This window comes from Streptomyces phaeoluteigriseus, assembly GCF_001896135.2.
Taxonomy (GTDB): Bacteria; Actinomycetota; Actinomycetes; order Streptomycetales; family Streptomycetaceae; genus Streptomyces; species Streptomyces phaeoluteigriseus.
The window spans coordinates 34,476-53,297 of record NZ_MPOH02000005.1 but is presented as its reverse complement, the minus strand read 5'-3'; the positions used below and the strand labels follow the sequence as shown (position 1 = coordinate 53,297).

The window sequence follows — 18,822 nt, the reverse complement described above, 5'->3', positions numbered from 1 at the left end:
CCTCGGTGTGCGCGTGCGGGGTGCTACTCGCGAGTACTCACGGAGAACTGTGCCTCGCGGAGGGCGCCAGGTCGAGGGGCCCTCAAGTCCCGACCTGCGCCCGCAGCCACTGCTCGACCTCGGCCACGTGCGCGGCAGCCGCCGCCCGTGCGGCCTCCGGGTCGCGGGCGGCCAGGGCGCGGTGGATCGCGGCGTGCTCCCGGCGGGTGCGGGCGTAGGCGCCCTCCTCCTGGTACCCCCGCCAGACGCGGGTGCGGAAGGTACGTGAGGACAGGCCCTCCAGTATCGCCGCCATCGTCTCGTTGCCGGCCGCGATCGCGATCTCGCGGTGGAAGGCGAGGTCGTGGGCGAGGATCTCCTCCGGGTCGTCCGTGGCGTTCATCGCCGCCAAGTGACCCTCCACCGCCTTCAGTTGCTCCGGGGTGATGCGGGCGGCGGCCAGCGCGGCGGCCGTCGACTCCAGGGCTCGCCGCACCTCCAGCAGCTCCACCAGACGCGGGCCACGCGAGAGGTCGGCCACCACGCCGAACGTCTCCAGCAGATCGCCGGCCTGGAGCTGTGTCACGTAGATGCCCGAACCGTGCCGGGCCTCCAGCACCCCCATGACCGTGAGCGCCCGGACCGCCTCGCGCATCGAACTGCGCGAGAGGCCCAGCTGGGCCGCGAGATCGCGCTCGGTCGGCAACCGCTGGCCCGGCTCCAGCAGGCCCTCGCCGATCATCGCCTTGATCCGTTCGATGGCGCGCTGCGTCACCGTGCCCTTCGGGGCGGGGGGCGGCCCGCCGGGCGGGGACTCGTTCACGTCACCTCTCCTGTCGCCGATGAGCGCAGTCCAACCATCGAAGTGGTCCGACCACTGCCGGTCATGAATGCGCCATTTTACCGTCCAAGGGATGTCTCGTCCGAGAAGTGGTCTGATAAATATGCGGCATGGCCCCTCCGATCCCCGCCCGCGTCATCGCGGTCGACACCCACGACATCCGCTTCCCCACCTCCCGCGAACTCGACGGCTCCGACGCGATGAACCCGGACCCCGACTACTCGGCGGCCTACGTCGTCCTGCGCACCGACGCGGCCGACGGCCACGAGGGCCATGGCTTCACCTTCACCATCGGCCGGGGCAACGACGTCCAGGTCGCCGCGATCGGCGCCCTGCGCGAGCAGGTCGTCGGCCGGTCCGTCGACGACCTGTGCGCCGACCCGGGCCACCCTCAGCCGCGACCTCGTCGGCGACAGCCAGCTCCGCTGGCTCGGCCCCGAGAAGGGCGTGATGCACATGGCGATCGGCGCGGTCGTCAACGCGGCCTGGGACCTCGCCGCCAAGCGCGCCGGCAAGCCCCTGTGGCGGCTGCTCGCCGACGCCGCACCCGAGTGGCTGGTACGCCAGATCGACTTCCGCTACCTCACCGACGCCCTCACCCCCGACGAGGCCCTCACCCTGCTGCGCCGCGGCAGACAGGGCGCCGACGCACGCCGGGCCCGCCTGCTGGAGCGCGGCTACCCCGCCTACACCACCTCCGCCGGCTGGCTCGGCTACGACGACGACAAGCTCACCCGCCTCGCCCGCCGGGCCGTCGCCGACGGCTTCCGCCAGATCAAGCTGAAGGTCGGCGCCGACCTCGACGACGACATCCGGCGCTGCCGGGCGGCCCGTGCCGCCGTGGGCCCGGACGTGCGGATCGCGGTCGACGCCAACCAGCGCTGGGACGTCGACGAGGCGATCCGCTGGACCCGGGCCCTCGCCGCGTTCGAGCCCTACTGGATCGAGGAGCCCACCAGCCCCGACGACATCCTCGGCCACGCCGCCGTCCGCGAGGCGGTCGCCCCGGTCAAGGTCGCCACCGGCGAGCACGTCCAGAACCGCGTCGTCTTCAAGCAGTTCCTCCAGGCGGGCGCCCTGGACGTCCTCCAGCTCGACGCGGCCCGCGTCGCGGGCGTCAACGAGAACCTCGCGATCCTGCTGCTCGCCGCCAAGTTCGGAGTGCCCGTCTGCCCGCACGCCGGCGGCGTCGGCCTGTGCGAACTCGTCCAGCACCTGTCGATGTTCGACTACGTGGCCCTGACCGGCACCACCGAGGACCGCGTCATCGAGTACGTCGACCATCTGCACGACCACTTCCTCGACCCGGTGGTGATCACGGAAGGCCACTACGCGGCACCCACCGCGCCGGGCTTCTCCGCCGCCATGCGGCCGGAGTCGATCGCGCGGTACACCTACCCCGGCGGCACCTTCTGGACCGCCGACCTGACCAGCCGGAAGGAACAGACGGCGTGAACGACTTCGAGGGGCTGACCGCCCTGGTGACCGGCGGCGCCTCCGGCATCGGCCGGGCCACCTCCGAACTGCTGGCCGAGCGCGGCGCCACCGTCGCCGTCCTCGACCTGGACCCGACGGGCGTCGGCGAGCCGCTCCTCGCCCACCGCGCCGACGTCGGCGACGACGCCTCCGTCCGTAAGGCCGTCGCGGCCGCGGTGGCCGAACTGGGCGGCCTGGACGTCCTGGTCAACAACGCGGGCATCGGTGCCCGGGGCACCGTCGAGGACAACGACGACGCCGAATGGCACCGCGTCCTGGACGTCAACGTCGTCGGCATGGTCCGCACGGCCCGCGCCGCCCTGCCCCATCTACGGGCCTCCGCGCACGCGGCGATCGTCAACACCTGCTCCGTCGCCGCCACCGCGGGCCTGCCACAGCGTGCCCTGTACAGCGCCACCAAGGGCGCCGTGCACTCCCTCACCCTCGCCATGGCCGCCGACCACGTCCGCGAGGGCATCCGCGTCAACTGCGTCAACCCCGGCACCGCCGGCACCCCGTGGGTCGGCCGCCTCCTCGACGCCGCCGACGACCCGGTCGCCGAACGCGCCGCCCTGGAGGCCCGTCAGCCCAGCGGCCGGCTGGTCACCGCCGCCGAGGTCGCGGGCGCCATCGCCTATCTGGCGAGCCCCCTGTCCGGCGCCACCACCGGCACCGCCCTCGCCGTCGACGGCGGCATGCAGGGCCTGCGGCTGCGTCCGGCGGGCTCATGAACACCCTCGGCCGCAGCGACGTCCGGGTCACCGGCCTCGGTCTGGGCGCCGGACCCCTCGCCAACCTGTACACCGAGGTCGACGACGAGCAGGCCCACGCCACGGTGGCCGCCGCCTGGCGGCGCGGCGTGCGCTACTTCGACACCGCGCCCCACTACGGCCTCGGCCTGTCCGAACGCCGCCTGGGCGCGGCCCTGCGCGAGCACCCCCGCGGCGACTGCACGGTGTCCACGAAGGTCGGCCGCCGACTGGAGCCCTCGGCGGCGGGCGGCGACGACCTCGCCCACGGCTTCGCCGTCCCCGCCACCCACCGCCGCGTCTGGGACTTCACCGCCGACGGCATCCGCCGCACCCTGGAGGCGAGCCTGACCCGCCTCGGCCTCGACCGCGTCGACGTCGTCTACCTCCACGACCCCGACGACCACGCCGAAGCGGCCTTCCGCGAGGGCTACCCTGCGCTGGAGAAGCTGCGCTCCGAGGGCGTCGTCGGGGCGATCGGCGCCGGCATGAACCAGACCGCCATGCTCACCCGCTTCGTCCGCGACACCGACGTCGACGTGGTGCTCTGCGCGGGCCGCTACACCCTCCTCGACCAGAGCGCGCTCACCGACCTCCTCCCCGCCGCCCAGCGACGCGGCACCTCGGTCGTGATCGGCGGCGCCTTCAACTCCGGCCTGCTGGCCGACCCCAGGCCGACCGCCACCTACGACTACGCCGAGGCGCCCCGTGAGCTGGTCGACCGCGCCCTGCGCCTGAAGGCCGCCGCCGAGCGCCACGGCACGACCCTGCGGGCCGCCGCCCTCGCCTTCTGCGCGGCCCACCCGGCCGTCGCGAGCGTCCTCGTCGGAGCCCGCTCGGCAGCCGAGGCCGACGACTGCGCCGACCGGTTCGGGGCCACGATCCCCCCGGATCTCTGGCGGGAACTGCGGGAAACCGGTCTCCTGTCACCCGACGCCCCGGTCCCCGGCGAGGAGTCACCGCGCAGGCCGCCGCAGGAGCAGGCGTGAGGGGCACCCGGCACACGAGGGCCGCGTCGGCCGGATCGCCTCGTACGACGCCGTCCACCGGGAGGTCTTCGAGGCACGGACCCACGCCGTGCGTGCAGTGGGCGCCACCTTGTGGACCACCGGCGCGGTGCTGCCGCCCTCCCTCCCGTCCTGGGGTGCCGAGGACCACGTCCGTCTCCTCGCCGAGCCGGAGGGACGCCCGGTCGACGTGGCCCGGCAGGCCCGGACGGCCGAACTGCTCGACGCCGCACACGACCACGGGGGCCGAGGCGCCGACGCGGGCCTGCACGTCTCACGGGAGCTGGCATGACCGACGTACGGTGGCTGGCATGACCGACGTACGGGAACTGCCGTGACCGTCGACGCCCACCACCACGTGTGGGACCTGTCCGTCCGCGATCAGGACTGGATCACCGGCGACGAACTCCAGCCCTTGCGGCGGGACTTCACCCTCGCCGATCTCGCACCCGAGGCCCGTGCGGCCGGGGTCGACCGGACCGTCCTGGTGCAGACGGTCACCGTGGCGGAGGAGACCCCCGAGTTCCTCGCCCTCGCGGCCGGACACGACCTGGTCGCGGGCGTGGTCGGCTGGACGGACCTCACCCGCCCCGACGTCGGTGACGAACTGGCCCGGCTGCGGGAACTCCCCGGCGGCCGGTACCTCAAGGGCGTCCGCCACCAGGTCCAGGGCGAGCCGGACCCGGAGTGGCTGCTGCGCCCGGACGTACGCCGTGGACTCGCCGCCGTCGCCGCCGCGGGCCTGGTGTACGACCTGATCGTGCTGCCCCGCCAGCTCCCCGCCTGCGCACGGGCCGCCGCCAGGCATCCCGGCCTCACCTTCGTCCTGGACCACCTCGGCAAACCGCCCGTCGCCTCGGGCGCCCGCGAACCCTGGGAGGCCGCCCTGCGCACACTGGCCGCCCTGCCCAACACGGTCGCCAAGCTCTCCGGCCTGGTCACCGAGGCCGACCCCGCCACCTGGACGCCCGCCGACCTGCGGCCGTACGCCGAGACCGCCCTGGACGCCTTCGGCCCGCGCCGCCTGATGTTCGGCTCGGACTGGCCGGTGTGCACGCTCGCGGCCGGCTACGGCCGGGTCCTGGAGACGGCCCGGCAGCTGACCGGGCACCTGAGCGCCGACGAGAGCGGGCAGGTCTTCGAGGGCACCGCCACCCGCGTCTACGGCCTGTGAGCCGACCCCGCCAGCCGCGTCGGCGGCAGGTACTCCCGTACGAACGTCCGCTCCCAGCACGCCCCCGTCTCCCGCAGCTCCCGCCAGTTCGTGTACCGGTAGCGGAAGAGGCGGGCGCGGATGTGCCGCGGGGGCTCGTCGGGCGGGAACGGGGAGCGGCGCAGCAGGCGGAGCGTGTCGCGGTCGTTCTCCAGCAGCCGCTCCACCAGCGCGCCGAACCAGGGACCGGCGTAGGAGGGGGAGAGGGCGGCGAACCACATCATCCAGTCCAGCCGCAGATGGTAGGGGGCGAACTGGCGCGGCCAGCGCCGGGGATCACCGGGTTTGCCCCTGAACTCGTACTCCCGCCACTCGGAGTCCTCGCGCGGCACCTCGTCGAGGGTGCCCTCGATCACCACCTCGTGGCGGACCCGGCTCACACTGCCGAACGCGCCGTAGGTGTTGACCAGGTGCAGCGGGTCGAAGGAGCGGTTCATGACCTGCCGCCGCGAGAGCATGTTGAGCACCGGGCGGTGGCTGAGGAAGAGCAGGAACGCGGCCACCGTCAGGACCACCACCACGTACCAGAGCGGGGCGTCGGGCGTGGACGGCGCGGTGGCGGGCAGTTCCAGGGCGGGGACGGCCAGCACGACGGTGATCCAGTTCAGCCAGGAGAAGTTGCCCGACAGCACCAGCCACAGCTGGGTGACGATCATCAGGGACGCGGCGGCCGTCGCGACCGGCTGCGGGGTGAACAGCAGGAACGGCACGAGCAGCTGGGTGACGTGGTTGGCGGCCACCTCCATCCGGTGCAGCGGCCTCGGCAGATGATGGAAGAACCAGCTGAGCGGGCCGGGCATCGGCTGCGTCTCGTGGTGGTGGTCCAGGCAGGTGAGCTTCCGCCAGCAGGGATCGCCGCGCATCTTGATCAGGCCCGCGCCGAACTCGACCCGGAACAGCAGCCAGCGCAGCAGGAACAGCACGACGACCGGCGGCGCCACCTCGTCGTTGCCGAGGAAGACGGCGAGGAAACCCGTCTCCAGCAGCAGCGACTCCCAGCCGAAGCCGTACCAGGTCTGGCCGACGTTGACGATCGACACGTACAGCGCCCACGGCACCAGCCACAGCAGCATGGCCGCCCACAGCGGCACCAGCGAGTCCAGGCCCGCGATCAGCGCCGCCGACACCGCGCAGCCCGCCCAGGCGCACCCGGCGAAGAAGCGGTCCGAACACCGCAGGTGGAACACGCTCGGCGCCCGCCGGAACGGCACCCGCTCGACGAACCGGGCCACCGGCAGCATCCCGCGTTCGCCGAGCAGCGCACGGAACTGGAGCGCCGCCGTGAGGAACGCGACCAGATACACGCAGGCCAGAGCCCGCTGGAAGACCGTCCGGCTCAGCCAGTACTCGGGTGCGGTGAACCACTCCACGCAGATCCGCTCCTCTCCCGTCTCCCGGGTCCTGACACCCGCCGGGTTCCACGCCGGGCCGCGTCACGCACGTGATCCCTTCCCGGTCGAAGAATTGAACAAATCCTGGCAAGGTGGGCGCATGGTTGATCGGGGAGCGAGCGCACTGTCCCTCCCGGACGACTGGCCCGTCCACTCGGAGCCGATCCTGGCACTCAACCGCATGGGCGGCTTCGACTGGGACCTGGACACCGGCCTCTTCGCCATGGACGCCCGCGCCCACGAGATCTTCGACCTGACCCCCGATGAGTACGACGGCGACCCGGCGAGTCTCTCCCCGCGCGTTCCGCAGGCCGAGGCCCTGCGCCTGGACACCCTGGTGACCCGGGCCATCAAGGACGGCAGCGAGAACTACGGCGCCTACTTCCGCATCCGCCGCCGCGACGGCGGCCTGCGCTGGGCCCACACCCAGGGCTACATCCGGCGCGACGACACGGGCCGCCCGCGCCGGATCATCGGCATCGTCCGGGACGCGAGCGACGAACTGCGCGACCTCGCCGCGCACCGGGAGGAGGCGGCCCTCGACGACGCGCGGCGCGAGCAGACCAACGTCGTCCAGCTCACCACCGCGGCCCTGGCGCACGCCCGGACCGTGAAGGACGTCATCGACGTCCTCAAGGACACCCACGGACTCATCCACCTGGGTGCGACCAGTCTCGTCATGGGCCTGGTCGAGGCGGGCCGGATCCGGCTGATCGCCGAGGGCCCCGAGGGCAGCTTCGTGCCGGGCACCCTCGTCACCCGGATCGACGAGCCGTACCCGATGGGCGAGGTGGTGCGCACCCTCGCCCCGCGGTTCATCGAGTCGCCGGACGAGTTCGCGGCCGGCTATCCCGAGCTGTGGCCGCACATCACCGACCTGAAGATCACCTCGGCCGCCTATCTGCCGCTCATCGTCCAGGCCCGCCCGATCGGCGCGATGGGCCTGCTCTACAGCGACCGGCGCGGCTTCACCCCCGAGGAACGCAACATCCTCGTCGCCCTCGGCAGCAGCATCGCCCAGTCCCTGCAGCGGGCCATGTTCTACGAGCAGGAGAAGGACATCGCCCAGGGCCTCCAGCAGGCCATGCTGCCGCGCACCATCCCCAGCGTGCCCGGCGCCGACGTCGCCGTCCGCTACCGCGCCGCCACCATCGGCGGCTCCCACGGCCGCGACATCGGCGGCGACTGGTACGACCTGATCCCGCTGCCCGGCGGGCGGGTCGGTGCCGTCATCGGCGACGTCCAGGGCCACGACACCCACGCCGCCGCGGTCATGGGCCAGCTGCGCATCGTCCTGCGGGCCTACGCCTCCGAGGGGCACACCCCGGCCACCGTGATGGCCCGCGCCTCCGTCTTCCTCCACGAACTCGACACCGACCGCTTCGCCACCTGCCTCTACACCGAGGCCGACCTGTCCACGGGCGTCGTCCAGATGGTCAGGGCCGGCCACATCGACCCGATGGTGCGCGGCACCGACGGCACCTGCCGGCGCCTCTCCGTCCCCGGCGGGCTGCCGCTCGGCCTGTCCGCCGAGTTCGGCCGCCTCGACTACCCCGTGGCCACCTTCGAACTCGACCCCGGCCACACCCTGCTGCTGTGCACCGACGGGCTGGTCGAGCAGCCCGGCGCCGACCTCGACGACGGCATGCGGGCCCTCGCCGAGCTGATCGCCACCGGCCCCGACGACGTACGCGGACTCGCCGACCGGCTCATCGACGTCGCCGAGGAGCGCGGCGGCGACGACGACGTGGCCCTCCTGCTGCTGCGCCGGCGCCGCCCGGACGCCCCACAGGCCGGCAGCCGGCTCCAGCAACACGTGGCACCCGGCGACCCGGAGGCCCTCACCCAGGCCCGGCACATGATCCGCGCCGCCGTCCGCACCTGGGGCGCCCAGGAGCGTACCGACGACGTCGAGCTGGTCGCCGACGAACTGGTCACCAACGCCCTCATGCACACCGAGGGCGCCGCCGTCGTCACCCTGCGCCTCCTCACCGGCGGCGACCGTCGGCTGCGCGTAGAGGTCGAGGACTCCTCCAGCGCCCTGCCGCGCCGCCGCGAGGCCGGGGACTCGGGCGTCTCCGGGCGCGGACTGCTCCTGGTCGACCTGCTGTCCGACGTGTGGGGCGTGGAGGCGCGCGGCGGCGGCAAGTGCGTGTGGTGCGAGTTCGGCCTGCCGGCGCGGAGCTGAACACCCGGCCGGCGGATGGCACTCTGGACGTATGCCGGAACTCCCCGAGGTCGAAGCGCTCAAGGACTTCCTCACCGAGCACCTGGTCGGCCACGAGATCGTGCGGGTCCTGCCCGTCGCGATCAGCGTGCTGAAGACGTACGACCCGCCCCTGGCCGCCGTCGAGGGCCAGGCGGTCACCGCGGTGCGCCGGCACGGCAAGTTCCTGGACCTGGAGACCGCCGGCGGCCTCCACCTCGTCACCCACCTGGCCCGCGCCGGCTGGCTGCACTGGAAGGACCGCCTCCCCGACGGTCCGCCCCGGCCCGGCAAGGGGCCGCTGGCCCTGCGTGTCGCCCTGGAGACCGGCGAGGGCTTCGACCTCACCGAGGCCGGCACCCAGAAACGCCTCGCCGTGTACCTCGTGCGCGACCCGGGGGAGGTGCCGGGAGTGGCCCGGCTGGGCCCCGACCCGCTGGCCGCCGACTTCGACGAGGAGCGCTTCGCCGCCCTGCTGTCCGGCGAGCGACGGCAGCTCAAGGGCGCGCTGCGCGACCAGTCCCTGATCGCCGGCGTCGGCAACGCCTACAGCGACGAGATCCTGCACGCGGCGCGGATGTCCCCCTTCAAACTCGCGGCCTCCCTCACCCCCGAGGAGACCCACACCCTTTACCAGGCCCTGCGCGGCACCCTCACGGAGGCGGTGGAACGCTCGCGGGGCGTGGCGGCCGGGCGGCTCAAGGCGGAGAAGAAGAGCGGCCTGCGCGTCCACGGCCGGACCGGCGAGCCCTGCCCGGTCTGCGGCGACACCGTCCGCGAGGTGTCCTTCAGCGACTCCTCGCTCCAGTACTGCCCGACCTGCCAGACGGGCGGCAAGCCGCTGGCGGACCGCCGGATGTCGCGGCTGCTGAAGTAACGCACAACGATCGGCACCGCTCAGGCGGACCAGCGCGGCAGGGCCGGCAGGGGCGGCCGGCAGCGGTGCGGGACGGCCAGGGGGTGGCCGGATCGTGCCCGGCCGGTTCGACGCGCGGCCGCGGCCGGGCGGGCTGGGCCTCGCGGCGCCGGGCGAAAGGCCGTCCGGTCGGGGCGACGGTTTGTTGCGGCGGGGTTGGGGCGGCGGCGCCTGGCCGAACCGTGGTGGCCGGGAGTGTGGCCGGATCTCGCGCAGGGCCTGGTCGGCCGAGGTCGGCGGTGCCGCTAGCGGGGCTTGAGGACGACGAGGGTCTCGCCGTTCATCGTCCGTACCTCGTAGCGCGCGATCTGGTCGGACTGCATGGTCGCGCCGCCCTTCATCGTGTTGGGGCGGGCGTCGTGGTCGGGGACCGTCCAGCTGGTGACGATCTCCTCCGAGCCGTCATGGCCGACGACGATCAGATGGCAGGCGCGCGGTCCCGCGGCGTCCTTCACCTCCAGTTCGACCTGGCTGCCCCAGACCTCGTCCTCGGCCGTCACCTGCGCCCACACGCCGGACTTCTGGTCGGTCGCCGCGACGATCCGCGCCGGCTCCCCACCACTCCCACCGCCACCGGCCATCATCGCGAGCGCGGGACCCGCGACGGCGATCACCACGGCCGCGGCCACCGCGTACAGCAGCCGGCGCTTGACGGCCCGGCGCCGGGCGACGACCTCGCCGAGGAGCCGGTCGAGCAGCTGTGGGCCAGGTCCGGCGAAGGGGTGCACGGCGCGCGGCGTCGCCCTCCGGTACAGCATGAGCTGCCGGGTGGTGGCGCCGAACTCGGTGACCTCCGCCGCGCATCGGGGACACTCCATGAGGTGGTCCTCGAAACGGAAGGCCTGCGCCTCGTCCAGCACGCCCAGCGCGTACGCGCCGACGTCGCGATGCCTCTCCAGGGACCTCATGCCGAAACCTCGTGCCGTTGAGTGCCAGTGGGGTTACTCCTTGCTCCCACCGGTACGGACCAGCCAGCCGAATCACTCAAGTCGCGTACCGAATCGTGACCCAGATGTTCGGAGCGGTCGGCCCATGGATTGGTCCGAATCCGAAACGGCTAGAAAAGGTGGATCGCGAGATGTCCGAGGGGCAGACCGAGCTGCCAGGCGGGCGTCCAGACCTTGGGTCCCTCGTCCTCGCCGGCCGCTGCGCCGCCCGGCACCGCGTTGAGGTCGGGGGCGAGCAGTTCGGTCTCCTCCAGCCAGCGCCAGGCCGCCGAGGCCAGCTCCAGATCGGGGTCGGGGCCCTCCAACTGAGCTGCCTCGGCCGCCAGTTGGGACATGCGTTCGGTGACCCAGCTCTGCCAGGGCTGGTCGTACGCCGTGAGCGAGAGCCACGTCTCCAGCTGGGTGACGACCCGGATCCCGGGCAGTTCGCCGTCGGTGTCGGACAGGAAGATGGTGAGTGCCAGCGCGTCGCGCCCGGCGCGGAACTCGAAGGACGTCGGCGGCATGAGATCGCCGGTCCGCAGCAGTTCGTCGGCGATGTACTCGGCGTACAACCAGGCCATGGGGACCGTCAGTTCCCCGCCGCCGGCGCCGTCCGTGCTCTGATGACCTCTGTGCAGCATCCCTTCCTGCCTTCCTCCGGTGCGTGCGCTTCGTTCGGCGCCGGAAAACCGGCGACCGGGCCCCATCCGGAACACGGATAAGGACACCCGATTACTCAACCGGGGTCCAAGGCAAGGCGCTTTACGGAGGTTTGACTCGACCGTGGGTTTCAGCCCAGGTCGGGCGCGTAACCGGGAAGCACCCGGCGCAGGGCGCGCAGCGCGTAGTACGCGCGGGACTTCACGGTACCGGGCGGGATGCCGAGGGTCTCGGCGGCCTCCGCCACACTCGCCCCTTGGAAATACACCAGCACCAGGACTTCACGGTGTTCCGGAGTGAGTGTCTTCACAGCCTCGCGCACGTCGAGGGTGGCGGCCGCCCGTTCGGCGTGGTCGCCGCAGACCGGCGCGTTCTCCAGTACCGCGTCCCCGACCTCCGCGGGCCGGGCCTGCCGGGCCCGCCGCGCGTCGATGGCGAGCCGCCGGCCGACGGTGAGCAGCCAGGGCCGTACGGAGTCGAAGGCGTCGGTGTGCAGGGCCTCGGGGTGCTGCCAGGCGCGGACCAGGGTCTCCTGGACGAGGTCCTCGGCGCGCTGGCGGTCGCCGTCGCACAGCCTCAGGAGCAGCGCGAAGAGCGGCCGGCCGTGGTCTCGCTGGAGCGCGGCGAGTTCGTGTTCGGCGGTCGTCGTCCTGGCGGTGAGGGTCCCGGCGGTCATGGGCGTATGGCACCGCAGGGCGCCGGTTCGGGACAGGGCGCGCACAAGGGTCTGCGGCGGACGGTCGATCGCGTCGACGAACGGTTCGACGAACGGTCCGGGCTACGCCGATCGCGCGCATCCGGCCCCGGTGCCGGGAGCGCCGGGGCCGCACTTCTCCACCCATGGATTAGTAGTGATACGTGCGTAAATATGACTTGCCATATGAAACGGGGTGATTCGGTGATCGCGCGCAGACACCAGGTGGCCCTGGCCCTGACGGCCCTTCTCACGGCGGGCGCGGCCTGCCAGGCGCACGACCGCGAATCCGCCTCCGGACGTCCGGCCCCCTCGGCGAACCGCGGCTTCACCCTCGTGGCCACCGGCGACATCCTCCCGCACGCCTCGGTCATCGACCGGGCCCGCTTCGACGCGGGCGGCACCGGCTTCGACTTCGGCCCGATGTTCGCGGGCATCCAACCCGTCGTCGCGGCCGCCGACCTGGCGCTGTGCCACCTGGAGACCGTCCACACCGCCGCCGACCCGGCCGCCGCCTCCATGCCCCAGCTCGCCGGCGCCCTCGCCGCCACCGGCTACGACGGCTGCTCCACCGCCTCCGACCACAGCCTCGACGCCGGCCCCGAAGGCGTACGCCGCACCCTGGACGCCCTCGACGGCACCGGCGTACGGCACACGGGCACCGCCCGCTCCGCGGCCGAGGCCGCCGCCGTCCCCCTCCTGCGCGCGGGCAGCGCGAAGGTCGCCCACCTCGCGTACACCTATGACACCAGCGGCGTGCCGCTCCCCGAGGGACAGCCCTGGGCGGTCTCCCTGATCGACGAGAACAAGATCGTCGCCGATGCCAGGAACGCCCGCCGGGCCGGCGCCGACGTGGTCGTCGTCTCCCTGCACTGGGGAACGGAGTGGCAGGACGCCCCGGACGACCGGCAGCTCGGCCTCGCCAGGACCCTCACCGCCTCCCGCACCGGCGGCCGTCCCGACATCGACCTGCTCCTGGGCGGTCACGCCCACGTCCCGCAGGCGTACGAGAAGGTCAACGGCACGTGGGTCGTGTACGGCCTGGGCGACCAGGTGGCCGGCGGAACGCCGAACCCCGCCGGTGTCGTCGACCCGCGCGCCAACCAGTCCAGCGTGGCCCGCTTCACCTTCGCCCCGCCCGCCCGGCCCGGCGCCCGCTGGGAGGTGACGAAGGCCGCCTTCGTCCCCGAACTGTTCGACCTCGACGCGGGCCGCGTCGTCGACCTCGACAAGGCCCTCGCCCAGGGCGCCGACGTCCAGGGCGTACGCGACCGCATCCGCGACGTCGTGCTCGGCCGCGGGGCCGCGCAGGACGGACTGGTGACGGGGGAGTAGACCACCCGGCGCGTGGGAACAGGGGGTCGCGGGTCGCGGGTCGCGGGCAAGGGAGCCGGGGGCTTCTACGGCACCACGGTCACCGGCCAGCGCCCCGCCTTCACCAGCCGTACCGCGACCGACCCCACGATCCGGTGGCCGGCCTGCTCCGAGGCGCCGACCACCACCGCGTCAGCCTTCAGCTGGTCGGCGGCCTTCACCAGTCCGTTGTACGGGTCGCCGTAAAAGGTGTGGAACTCCCAGCGCGTGTCGAATATCCCCCGGGACCGCTCGGTGGCCTCCCGGATCTGCGCCACGATGTCCTGGGCGATCTCGTCGGTCGTGTCCGCCACCGGCGCCCCGAGCGCCGCGCCCGCCGCCATCACCGGCTGCACGTACACCACCGCGAGCAGGGCGCGCTGGCGCCGGGCCAGACCGCCTGCGTAGGCCGCGGCCCGCAGCGAGGAGTCGGAGCCGTCCACGCCGACCACGATGACCTTCGGGCCGTCCGTGCCCCGTTCGAACGGGGAGGGGTGCTGTTCCGTCACGGCGAGAGGCTATCGGAAGCCGCAGGTCCGGCCGCCGAGCGGGCCGCCCCCGACCTTCTTCGGCGTCCGCGAGCGCTCGGCGCCCGCCCTCTCGCTCGCGCTCCCCACCTGCCCGACGATCCGCGAGACGCTCCTCCTTCGGCCGGTACGCCGCCGCCGACCCGGACCCGTGGGGAGGCGGGGCAGCCGCTGCGCCGAGCGGGTGGATTACTGCCGCCGGAGCGGTGTTGTCGTGGTGCGTCGAGGGCCCGCCGGGCGACTGATGACTCATGCAGAAGGATCAGTTGTTCACGCGCCGCGGCGCGTTGCTCGCCGGCGCCGCCGCCGTCGGCGCGGCCGGCACGGCCTCTCTGTTCGCGTGGGGGACGGGCGCGGGACACCGGCCGGCACCGGTGCCCCGGCGCCCGGTGCGCCCGCGCACCGCCTCCCGATGAAGTCCTCCGCCTACCGCCTCCAGCCCATGACCGGCTACGGCCCACCGGGCGCGCCGCCGCCCGCACCCCCGTGCGGAGCGAACCGCTGCTGCGGATCACCGGCCGCGGCCGCGCCATGGTGCTGACCTTCGACGACGGCCCCGACCCCCGCTACACCCCGGACATCCTCGACACCCTCGCCGCGTACGACGTCCACGCGATGTTCTTCGTCTGCGGGGAGATGGCCGCCCACCACCCCGAACTGCTGGCCCGGATGGCCGACGAGGGACACACCGTCGGCAACCACACCTGGTCCCACCCCCTGCTCACCAAGCTCACCCGCCGCCAGATCCGCTCCGAGATGACCCGCACCAGCGAGGTCATCGAAAACGCCTACGGGGAACGGCCCCGCTGGTTCCGCGCCCCCTACGGCGCCTGGAACCGCGCCGCCTTCCAACTGGGCTCCGAACTCGGCATGGAATCCCTGGCCTGGACGGTCGACACCCTCGACTGGACCTCGCCCGGCACCGGCACCATCGTCGACCGGGTCGAGAACGGCGCCGCCCCAGGTGTCGTCGTCCTCTCGCACGACGCCGGCGGCGACCGTACCCAGAGCGTGCGGGCCCTGCGCCGCTACCTGCCCCAACTCCTGGACTCCGGCTACCACATCACGGTGCCGCGGCGACAGCGCACCTAGGGCCTGTCGTTCGGGTCAGGTCGCAGGAAGTCGACGGCGCGGCAGATGCGCGTGCCGGGCCCCGCGTCGGCGGCGTGATCCAAACGACAGGCCCTTGGGGTCTTCCGGTTCGGACCGGACCGGATCCGCCCCGGGGGCTGCGGCCGGCCGCGATCCCGCGGGGCGTTCACCCGCCCGGCCGGGGTCCGTTCAGCGGACCTCGACCAGGCGGGCGAAGGCGACCACATTGCCGTCATAACCGTTTGCCTTGGAGAAACCGCCACCGCAGGTGATGACCCGGAGTTCGGGGGAGCCCTTGGAGGCGTAGACGCGGTCGCCGGGGAAGTTGTTCTTCTCGAAGACCTCGATGCCGTAGATCTCGAACACCGCGGTCTTCCCGTCCCGGCGGGCCACCTCGACGTGATTTCCCTTCTTCAGGGCGCCGAGGCCGTAGAACACGGCGGGCCCCTGTGTGTTGTCGACATGGCCGACGACGACCGCGGTCCCCTTTTCACCGGGCGAGACGGCGCCGGTGAACCAGCCGGCCAGATTCGGGTCCTCCGGGGGCGGCGCGCCGACCCAGCCGTCCGTGTCCAGGCCGACCTGCATGACCGGGGCGTCGACCTGGATGGCGGGGATCCGGACCCGGTCGGGCTCCGAGAACGGGAGGGCCTGTACGGCCTTGCCGAAGGTGCCTGGGCCGTGTGGGCGTCGGCCGCAGCCGCCGAGGCGGGTTGCGGCGGGCCGGCGTCGAACTCCCCCGAACCATTGCGGATGAGCGCGAGACCGGTCAGCAGAACAAGCGCTATCACGCCCCAAGGGGCGCGCTTCTTCGGCCGCTCCTCCTCTTCCGCCATTCCGGACAGCTCGTACCCAGACATTCGCCATCCCCTTTCGACGCGGCCGTCGCCACGTCCTTCCGCGCATACGAGAACGCTAAGTCCCGCCACGGGAACCGGCGACGGGGAAGCGGCGAACGGGTGGCCCGCATGTCTCCCGGTCCGCCATCCGAGTTGCCGCGCACAGGAATTTTCCGACAGTCCGTGACCTGCGGTGATATCCGATTGCGTGCGTGTCCCCCGGCGTGTCCTCTCACCAGGACGGACCATTGTCGAAATGCGGGCACGGGCGCGGCATCTGAGGGTCGATTCGGGAGGCGTTCTCTCGCCGACAGACCGGGGACGGGCCCCGGGGCGCCTTCCGCGGAGGATCACATGCGAAACACACGCGCCCTGGCGGCCGCGGCCACAGCGGTCGCCGTCCTCGGGCTCGCCGCCCCCGTGGCCGTCGCGGACGGTATGCCACCCAACCCGGGCAGCCAGAACGACAACGCCTGGTCGGACCCCGGAAACAACAACGGAGGGGGCCACGCGGGCAACAACAGTTGGGGCGGAAACGACAACGGCGGTAATGGCAACAACAACGGCGGTAACGGCAACAACAACGGGGGTAACGGCGGAAACAACGGTGGGAACGGCGGCAACAACGGCGGCGGCAACGGCAACAACAGCGGTGGCAACGGGTCGGTCTCCCCGAGAAACATCGTCGCGCTGCCCAGCGTCGTCGCCCGCGGCGGCCGGCTGACCGTCACCGTCGACGGCTGCCGGGGCGGCGGCACCATGAGTTCGGACGCCTTCCCGACGACCAACCTCAGGTCCGTCAACGGCGCCCACAACACGGCGCAGAGCACCGCTACGGTCAACAGCAACGCGCGCCCCGGCTCGCACAGCATCACGGTCAACTGCAACGGCCGTACCCTCACCAACCCCACTGCGTTCACCGTCATCGGCGGTGTCCGCGGCGGTCTCGGCGGCAGCAGCTCCAGCGGTGCCACCCCGACCGACGTGGCCATCGGCGGCGGGCTGGTGGCCGCGGCCGTCATCGGCGGAGGCGTGTTCTGGATGCGCCGACGCGCCGAACGACGCGTCTGACGCCGCCCGCCCGCGCATCCTTCGAAGCCCGCCCGCGCATCCTTCGGAGCACGGGACACCGCACCGTCACAGGCCTTCGCCCCGGCCCCTGACAGGGAACCGGGGCGAAGGCCTGCCGTGCGGCGGCTGTCAAGCGCCGTCCTCCCCCGAGCGCCGCCGCGAGAAGTGGTACGCCGTACCCACCGACCCGGCGATGAGCGCCGCACCGAGCCCGATCTCCTTGATGTCGAACCCGGCGACGGTCCCGCCCGCACCGGCCCGTACCCCGCGCGGGACCGGGTGTGGCGCCGGTGTGGGGGAGGCCGGATGCAGGCCGACGACGGCGAGTTGGGTGGACCCGCTGACACCGTCGCAGGTGAACGTCACCTGGTACACGGCGCCCACCCTGACGTCGTGGTCGACGGTCGTCGTGGCCGACGAGCGGGACGCGGCGATGTGCACCGAGTCGAAGATCCCCGAGGTGACGGTGACCGCGCCCTCGCAGCCGCCGTTGCTCCGGTCGATCTGGAGGGTCACCCGGCCACCCGCCGCGATCGTCGACGGCAGCACGCCGAAGCCGAAGGGGGTGACGTCGCGTTCCGTGGCGACGGCGGGCGGGGTGGAGACGGCCAGGGCGCACGCGCCCAGCAGTGCGGCCGAAGCGACGCGTATCGCGTGCATGGTGTTTCCTCCGGTTTCCGAGGAGCAGCCGCGGTGTTTCCCGCTTGCGTCATAAATGCACCTCGATGACCGAAACGCTAGAAACATGTGCGCGCCCCCGCGATCCCTGTCGCGCGAATGGGGCAATGGGGTACGCCGGACGGGGGACGGCGTACCCGCGACCGGGGGACGGCGTCGGCGTGTCGCCCGCCGTCGCCCCGGGCGGTGCGCTTACTCGCCGGCGTCCGGGAACAGATGCAGGAAGGGCTCGACCGACGCGGTGATGCCCCGGCTGTAGGGCGCGTCGAAGTCCCAGATCAGGAACAGCAGGAAAGCGATCAGCGCGGAGAACAGTCCCGCCAGGATCAGCTCCCGGGTGGTGCGGCGGATCTGGAGCGCGAAGACCATGCCGACGGTGATGGCGGCACCGGCGAGGAGCCCGAACCACACCACGCCGGGCATGGTCGCCCCGGTCGAGCCGGCCCTGTCGTTGCGGGCCTCGTCGGCGGCGGCCATCTGGTCGAGGAGCGGCTGATAGGCCTGCGCCTCGAAGTCGGACGCGGGCCGGTAGTCGGTGAGGTCGACGCGGAGGCGTGCGAGGAGTTCGTCCCCGCGCTCGGTCACCTCGCCCTTGTCGGCCATGGCCTGCCACTCGGTGGTGACGACGTGCGAGACATAGGCGTCGATGTCCCCCCGGACGCGGTCGCGGACGTCGGCCGGGTACACCCGTACCCGCTCCGAGATCTCGTGCAGCGACTGGGCCTCCGCCTGGACGTGGTCCTGGGCGACGCTGCGGGCCTCCCAGACACCGGCGATCGCCAGGCCCAGGACGATGGCGTACACCACGCCGATCCACATGGTCATGTACTCGATGACGTCCGGGGTCTCGGACGGGTCCTCGTCGTCGGACGCGGTGCGGTGCCGGACGAAGGTGACGGCGATCACCACCGCGCACGCGGCGAGCATCGCGAGGGTGAGAACAAGCCATTCCGGCAAGAGATGCCTCCTGGAGGGGCGTCAGCGGGGCCGCAGCGCGGCGATGGCGATGACCGCGGGCGCGGTGATGAGCAGGACGTAGGTGACCGGCGACCGGTGGTGCCGGACGGGCGCCCGGCGCGGCTGCGCGTGGTACGCCGGGTAGCTCACGGGCGACACGGACGGCGCGGCGTGGGCTCGGGCGCCGGTGTGGGAGTGGGCGGCGGTGTGGGAGTGGGGGTGGGGTCGGCGGCAAGGGCCGGCG

Annotated in this window: 15 protein-coding genes and 5 pseudogenes; 10 read left to right on the top strand and 10 right to left on the bottom strand. The window is 72.8% G+C overall.

The genetic code is table 11. From position 1 onward, the window contains the following. Positions 1-82: 82 nt before the first annotated feature. Positions 83-802: a FadR/GntR family transcriptional regulator gene (locus BM536_RS03470; RefSeq protein WP_073498427.1), complete on the bottom strand. Its 720-nt coding sequence runs from the start codon at positions 800-802 to the stop codon at positions 83-85. Positions 803-930: 128 nt separating this feature from the next. On the opposite strand from BM536_RS03470, the pseudogene BM536_RS03465 reads away from it, so the two are divergent. The 5 genes and pseudogenes from BM536_RS03465 to BM536_RS03445 all read left to right on the top strand — a co-directional run bounded on the left by BM536_RS03465 (position 931) and on the right by BM536_RS03445 (position 5,226). Further along, positions 931-2,275 (top strand): annotated as a pseudogene (locus BM536_RS03465) (enolase C-terminal domain-like protein). Continuing rightward, positions 2,272-3,027: an SDR family NAD(P)-dependent oxidoreductase gene (locus tag BM536_RS03460; RefSeq protein WP_094102500.1), complete on the top strand. Its 756-nt coding sequence runs from the start codon at positions 2,272-2,274 to the stop codon at positions 3,025-3,027. The pseudogene BM536_RS03465 and the gene BM536_RS03460 overlap by 4 nt, the downstream one beginning before the upstream one ends. Next, positions 3,024-4,034, top strand: a complete 1,011-nt coding sequence (locus tag BM536_RS03455) for an aldo/keto reductase (protein ID WP_094102499.1) — start codon at positions 3,024-3,026, stop codon at positions 4,032-4,034. The genes BM536_RS03460 and BM536_RS03455 overlap by 4 nt, the downstream gene beginning before the upstream one ends. Positions 4,035-4,122: 88 nt before the next feature. Beyond that, positions 4,123-4,344: a hypothetical protein gene (locus tag BM536_RS03450; protein WP_425444597.1), complete on the top strand. Its 222-nt coding sequence runs from the start codon at positions 4,123-4,125 to the stop codon at positions 4,342-4,344. Between the two features lie 42 nt (positions 4,345-4,386). Further along, complete coding sequence (locus BM536_RS03445; protein WP_073498423.1) at positions 4,387-5,226, top strand: amidohydrolase family protein; 840 nt, start codon at positions 4,387-4,389, stop codon at positions 5,224-5,226. Here the strand turns inward: BM536_RS03445 and BM536_RS03440 are convergent. Continuing rightward, entirely contained in the window at positions 5,214-6,635 is a 1,422-nt protein-coding gene (locus BM536_RS03440; protein ID WP_073498421.1) for a lipase maturation factor family protein, read from the bottom strand. The two genes, BM536_RS03445 and BM536_RS03440, sit on opposite strands and share 13 nt — an antisense overlap. 121 nt (positions 6,636-6,756) lie before the next feature. Between BM536_RS03440 and BM536_RS03435 the strand changes: the two genes are divergently transcribed. After that, positions 6,757-8,844, top strand: coding sequence for a SpoIIE family protein phosphatase (locus tag BM536_RS03435; RefSeq protein WP_094102498.1), 2,088 nt, complete (start codon positions 6,757-6,759; stop codon positions 8,842-8,844). A 31-nt stretch (positions 8,845-8,875) separates the two neighbouring features. Further along, entirely contained in the window at positions 8,876-9,739 is an 864-nt protein-coding gene (locus BM536_RS03430; protein ID WP_073498420.1) for an Fpg/Nei family DNA glycosylase, read from the top strand. 284 nt (positions 9,740-10,023) lie between these two features. On the opposite strand, the gene BM536_RS03425 is transcribed toward BM536_RS03430, so the two are convergent. From BM536_RS03425 to BM536_RS03415, 3 genes are all read right to left on the bottom strand, one after another. Next, the gene (locus BM536_RS03425; RefSeq protein WP_094102497.1) at positions 10,024-10,686 is read right to left on the bottom strand and encodes a zf-HC2 domain-containing protein; all 663 of its coding nucleotides are present in this window, start codon (positions 10,684-10,686) and stop codon (positions 10,024-10,026) included. A gap of 149 nt (positions 10,687-10,835) precedes the next feature. Then, a complete protein-coding gene (locus BM536_RS03420; RefSeq protein WP_073499241.1) occupies positions 10,836-11,348 on the bottom strand; it encodes a hypothetical protein in 513 nt (170 codons plus the stop codon). A gap of 149 nt (positions 11,349-11,497) precedes the next feature. Continuing rightward, complete coding sequence (locus BM536_RS03415) at positions 11,498-12,043, bottom strand: sigma-70 family RNA polymerase sigma factor (RefSeq protein WP_094102496.1); 546 nt, start codon at positions 12,041-12,043, stop codon at positions 11,498-11,500. A 222-nt stretch (positions 12,044-12,265) separates the two neighbouring features. On the opposite strand from BM536_RS03415, the gene BM536_RS03410 reads away from it, so the two are divergent. Further along, positions 12,266-13,396, top strand: coding sequence for a CapA family protein (locus tag BM536_RS03410; RefSeq protein WP_094102495.1), 1,131 nt, complete (start codon positions 12,266-12,268; stop codon positions 13,394-13,396). Positions 13,397-13,461: 65 nt separating this feature from the next. Here the strand turns inward: BM536_RS03410 and BM536_RS03405 are convergent, their stop codons facing one another. Next, positions 13,462-13,923, bottom strand: coding sequence for a universal stress protein (locus BM536_RS03405; RefSeq protein WP_094102494.1), 462 nt, complete (start codon positions 13,921-13,923; stop codon positions 13,462-13,464). Between the two features lie 269 nt (positions 13,924-14,192). Here BM536_RS03405 and BM536_RS03400 point away from each other — a divergent pair. Then, a pseudogene (locus BM536_RS03400) lies at positions 14,193-15,033 on the top strand (polysaccharide deacetylase family protein). A gap of 189 nt (positions 15,034-15,222) precedes the next feature. Here the strand turns inward: BM536_RS03400 and BM536_RS03395 are convergent. Further along, positions 15,223-15,893: pseudogene (locus BM536_RS03395) on the bottom strand (class F sortase). Between the two features lie 651 nt (positions 15,894-16,544). Here BM536_RS03395 and BM536_RS44670 point away from each other — a divergent pair. Beyond that, a pseudogene (locus BM536_RS44670) lies at positions 16,545-16,943 on the top strand (hypothetical protein); the annotation flags it as partial. A gap of 129 nt (positions 16,944-17,072) precedes the next feature. On the opposite strand, the gene BM536_RS03385 reads toward BM536_RS44670, so the two are convergent. From BM536_RS03385 to BM536_RS41640, 3 genes and pseudogenes are all read right to left on the bottom strand, one after another. Next, entirely contained in the window at positions 17,073-17,603 is a 531-nt protein-coding gene (locus tag BM536_RS03385; protein WP_073499245.1) for a hypothetical protein, read from the bottom strand. Positions 17,604-17,813: 210 nt separating this feature from the next. Continuing rightward, positions 17,814-18,578: a bestrophin-like domain gene (locus tag BM536_RS03380; protein WP_073499247.1), complete on the bottom strand. Its 765-nt coding sequence runs from the start codon at positions 18,576-18,578 to the stop codon at positions 17,814-17,816. 21 nt (positions 18,579-18,599) lie between these two features. After that, a pseudogene (locus BM536_RS41640) lies at positions 18,600-18,822 on the bottom strand (hypothetical protein); the annotation flags it as partial.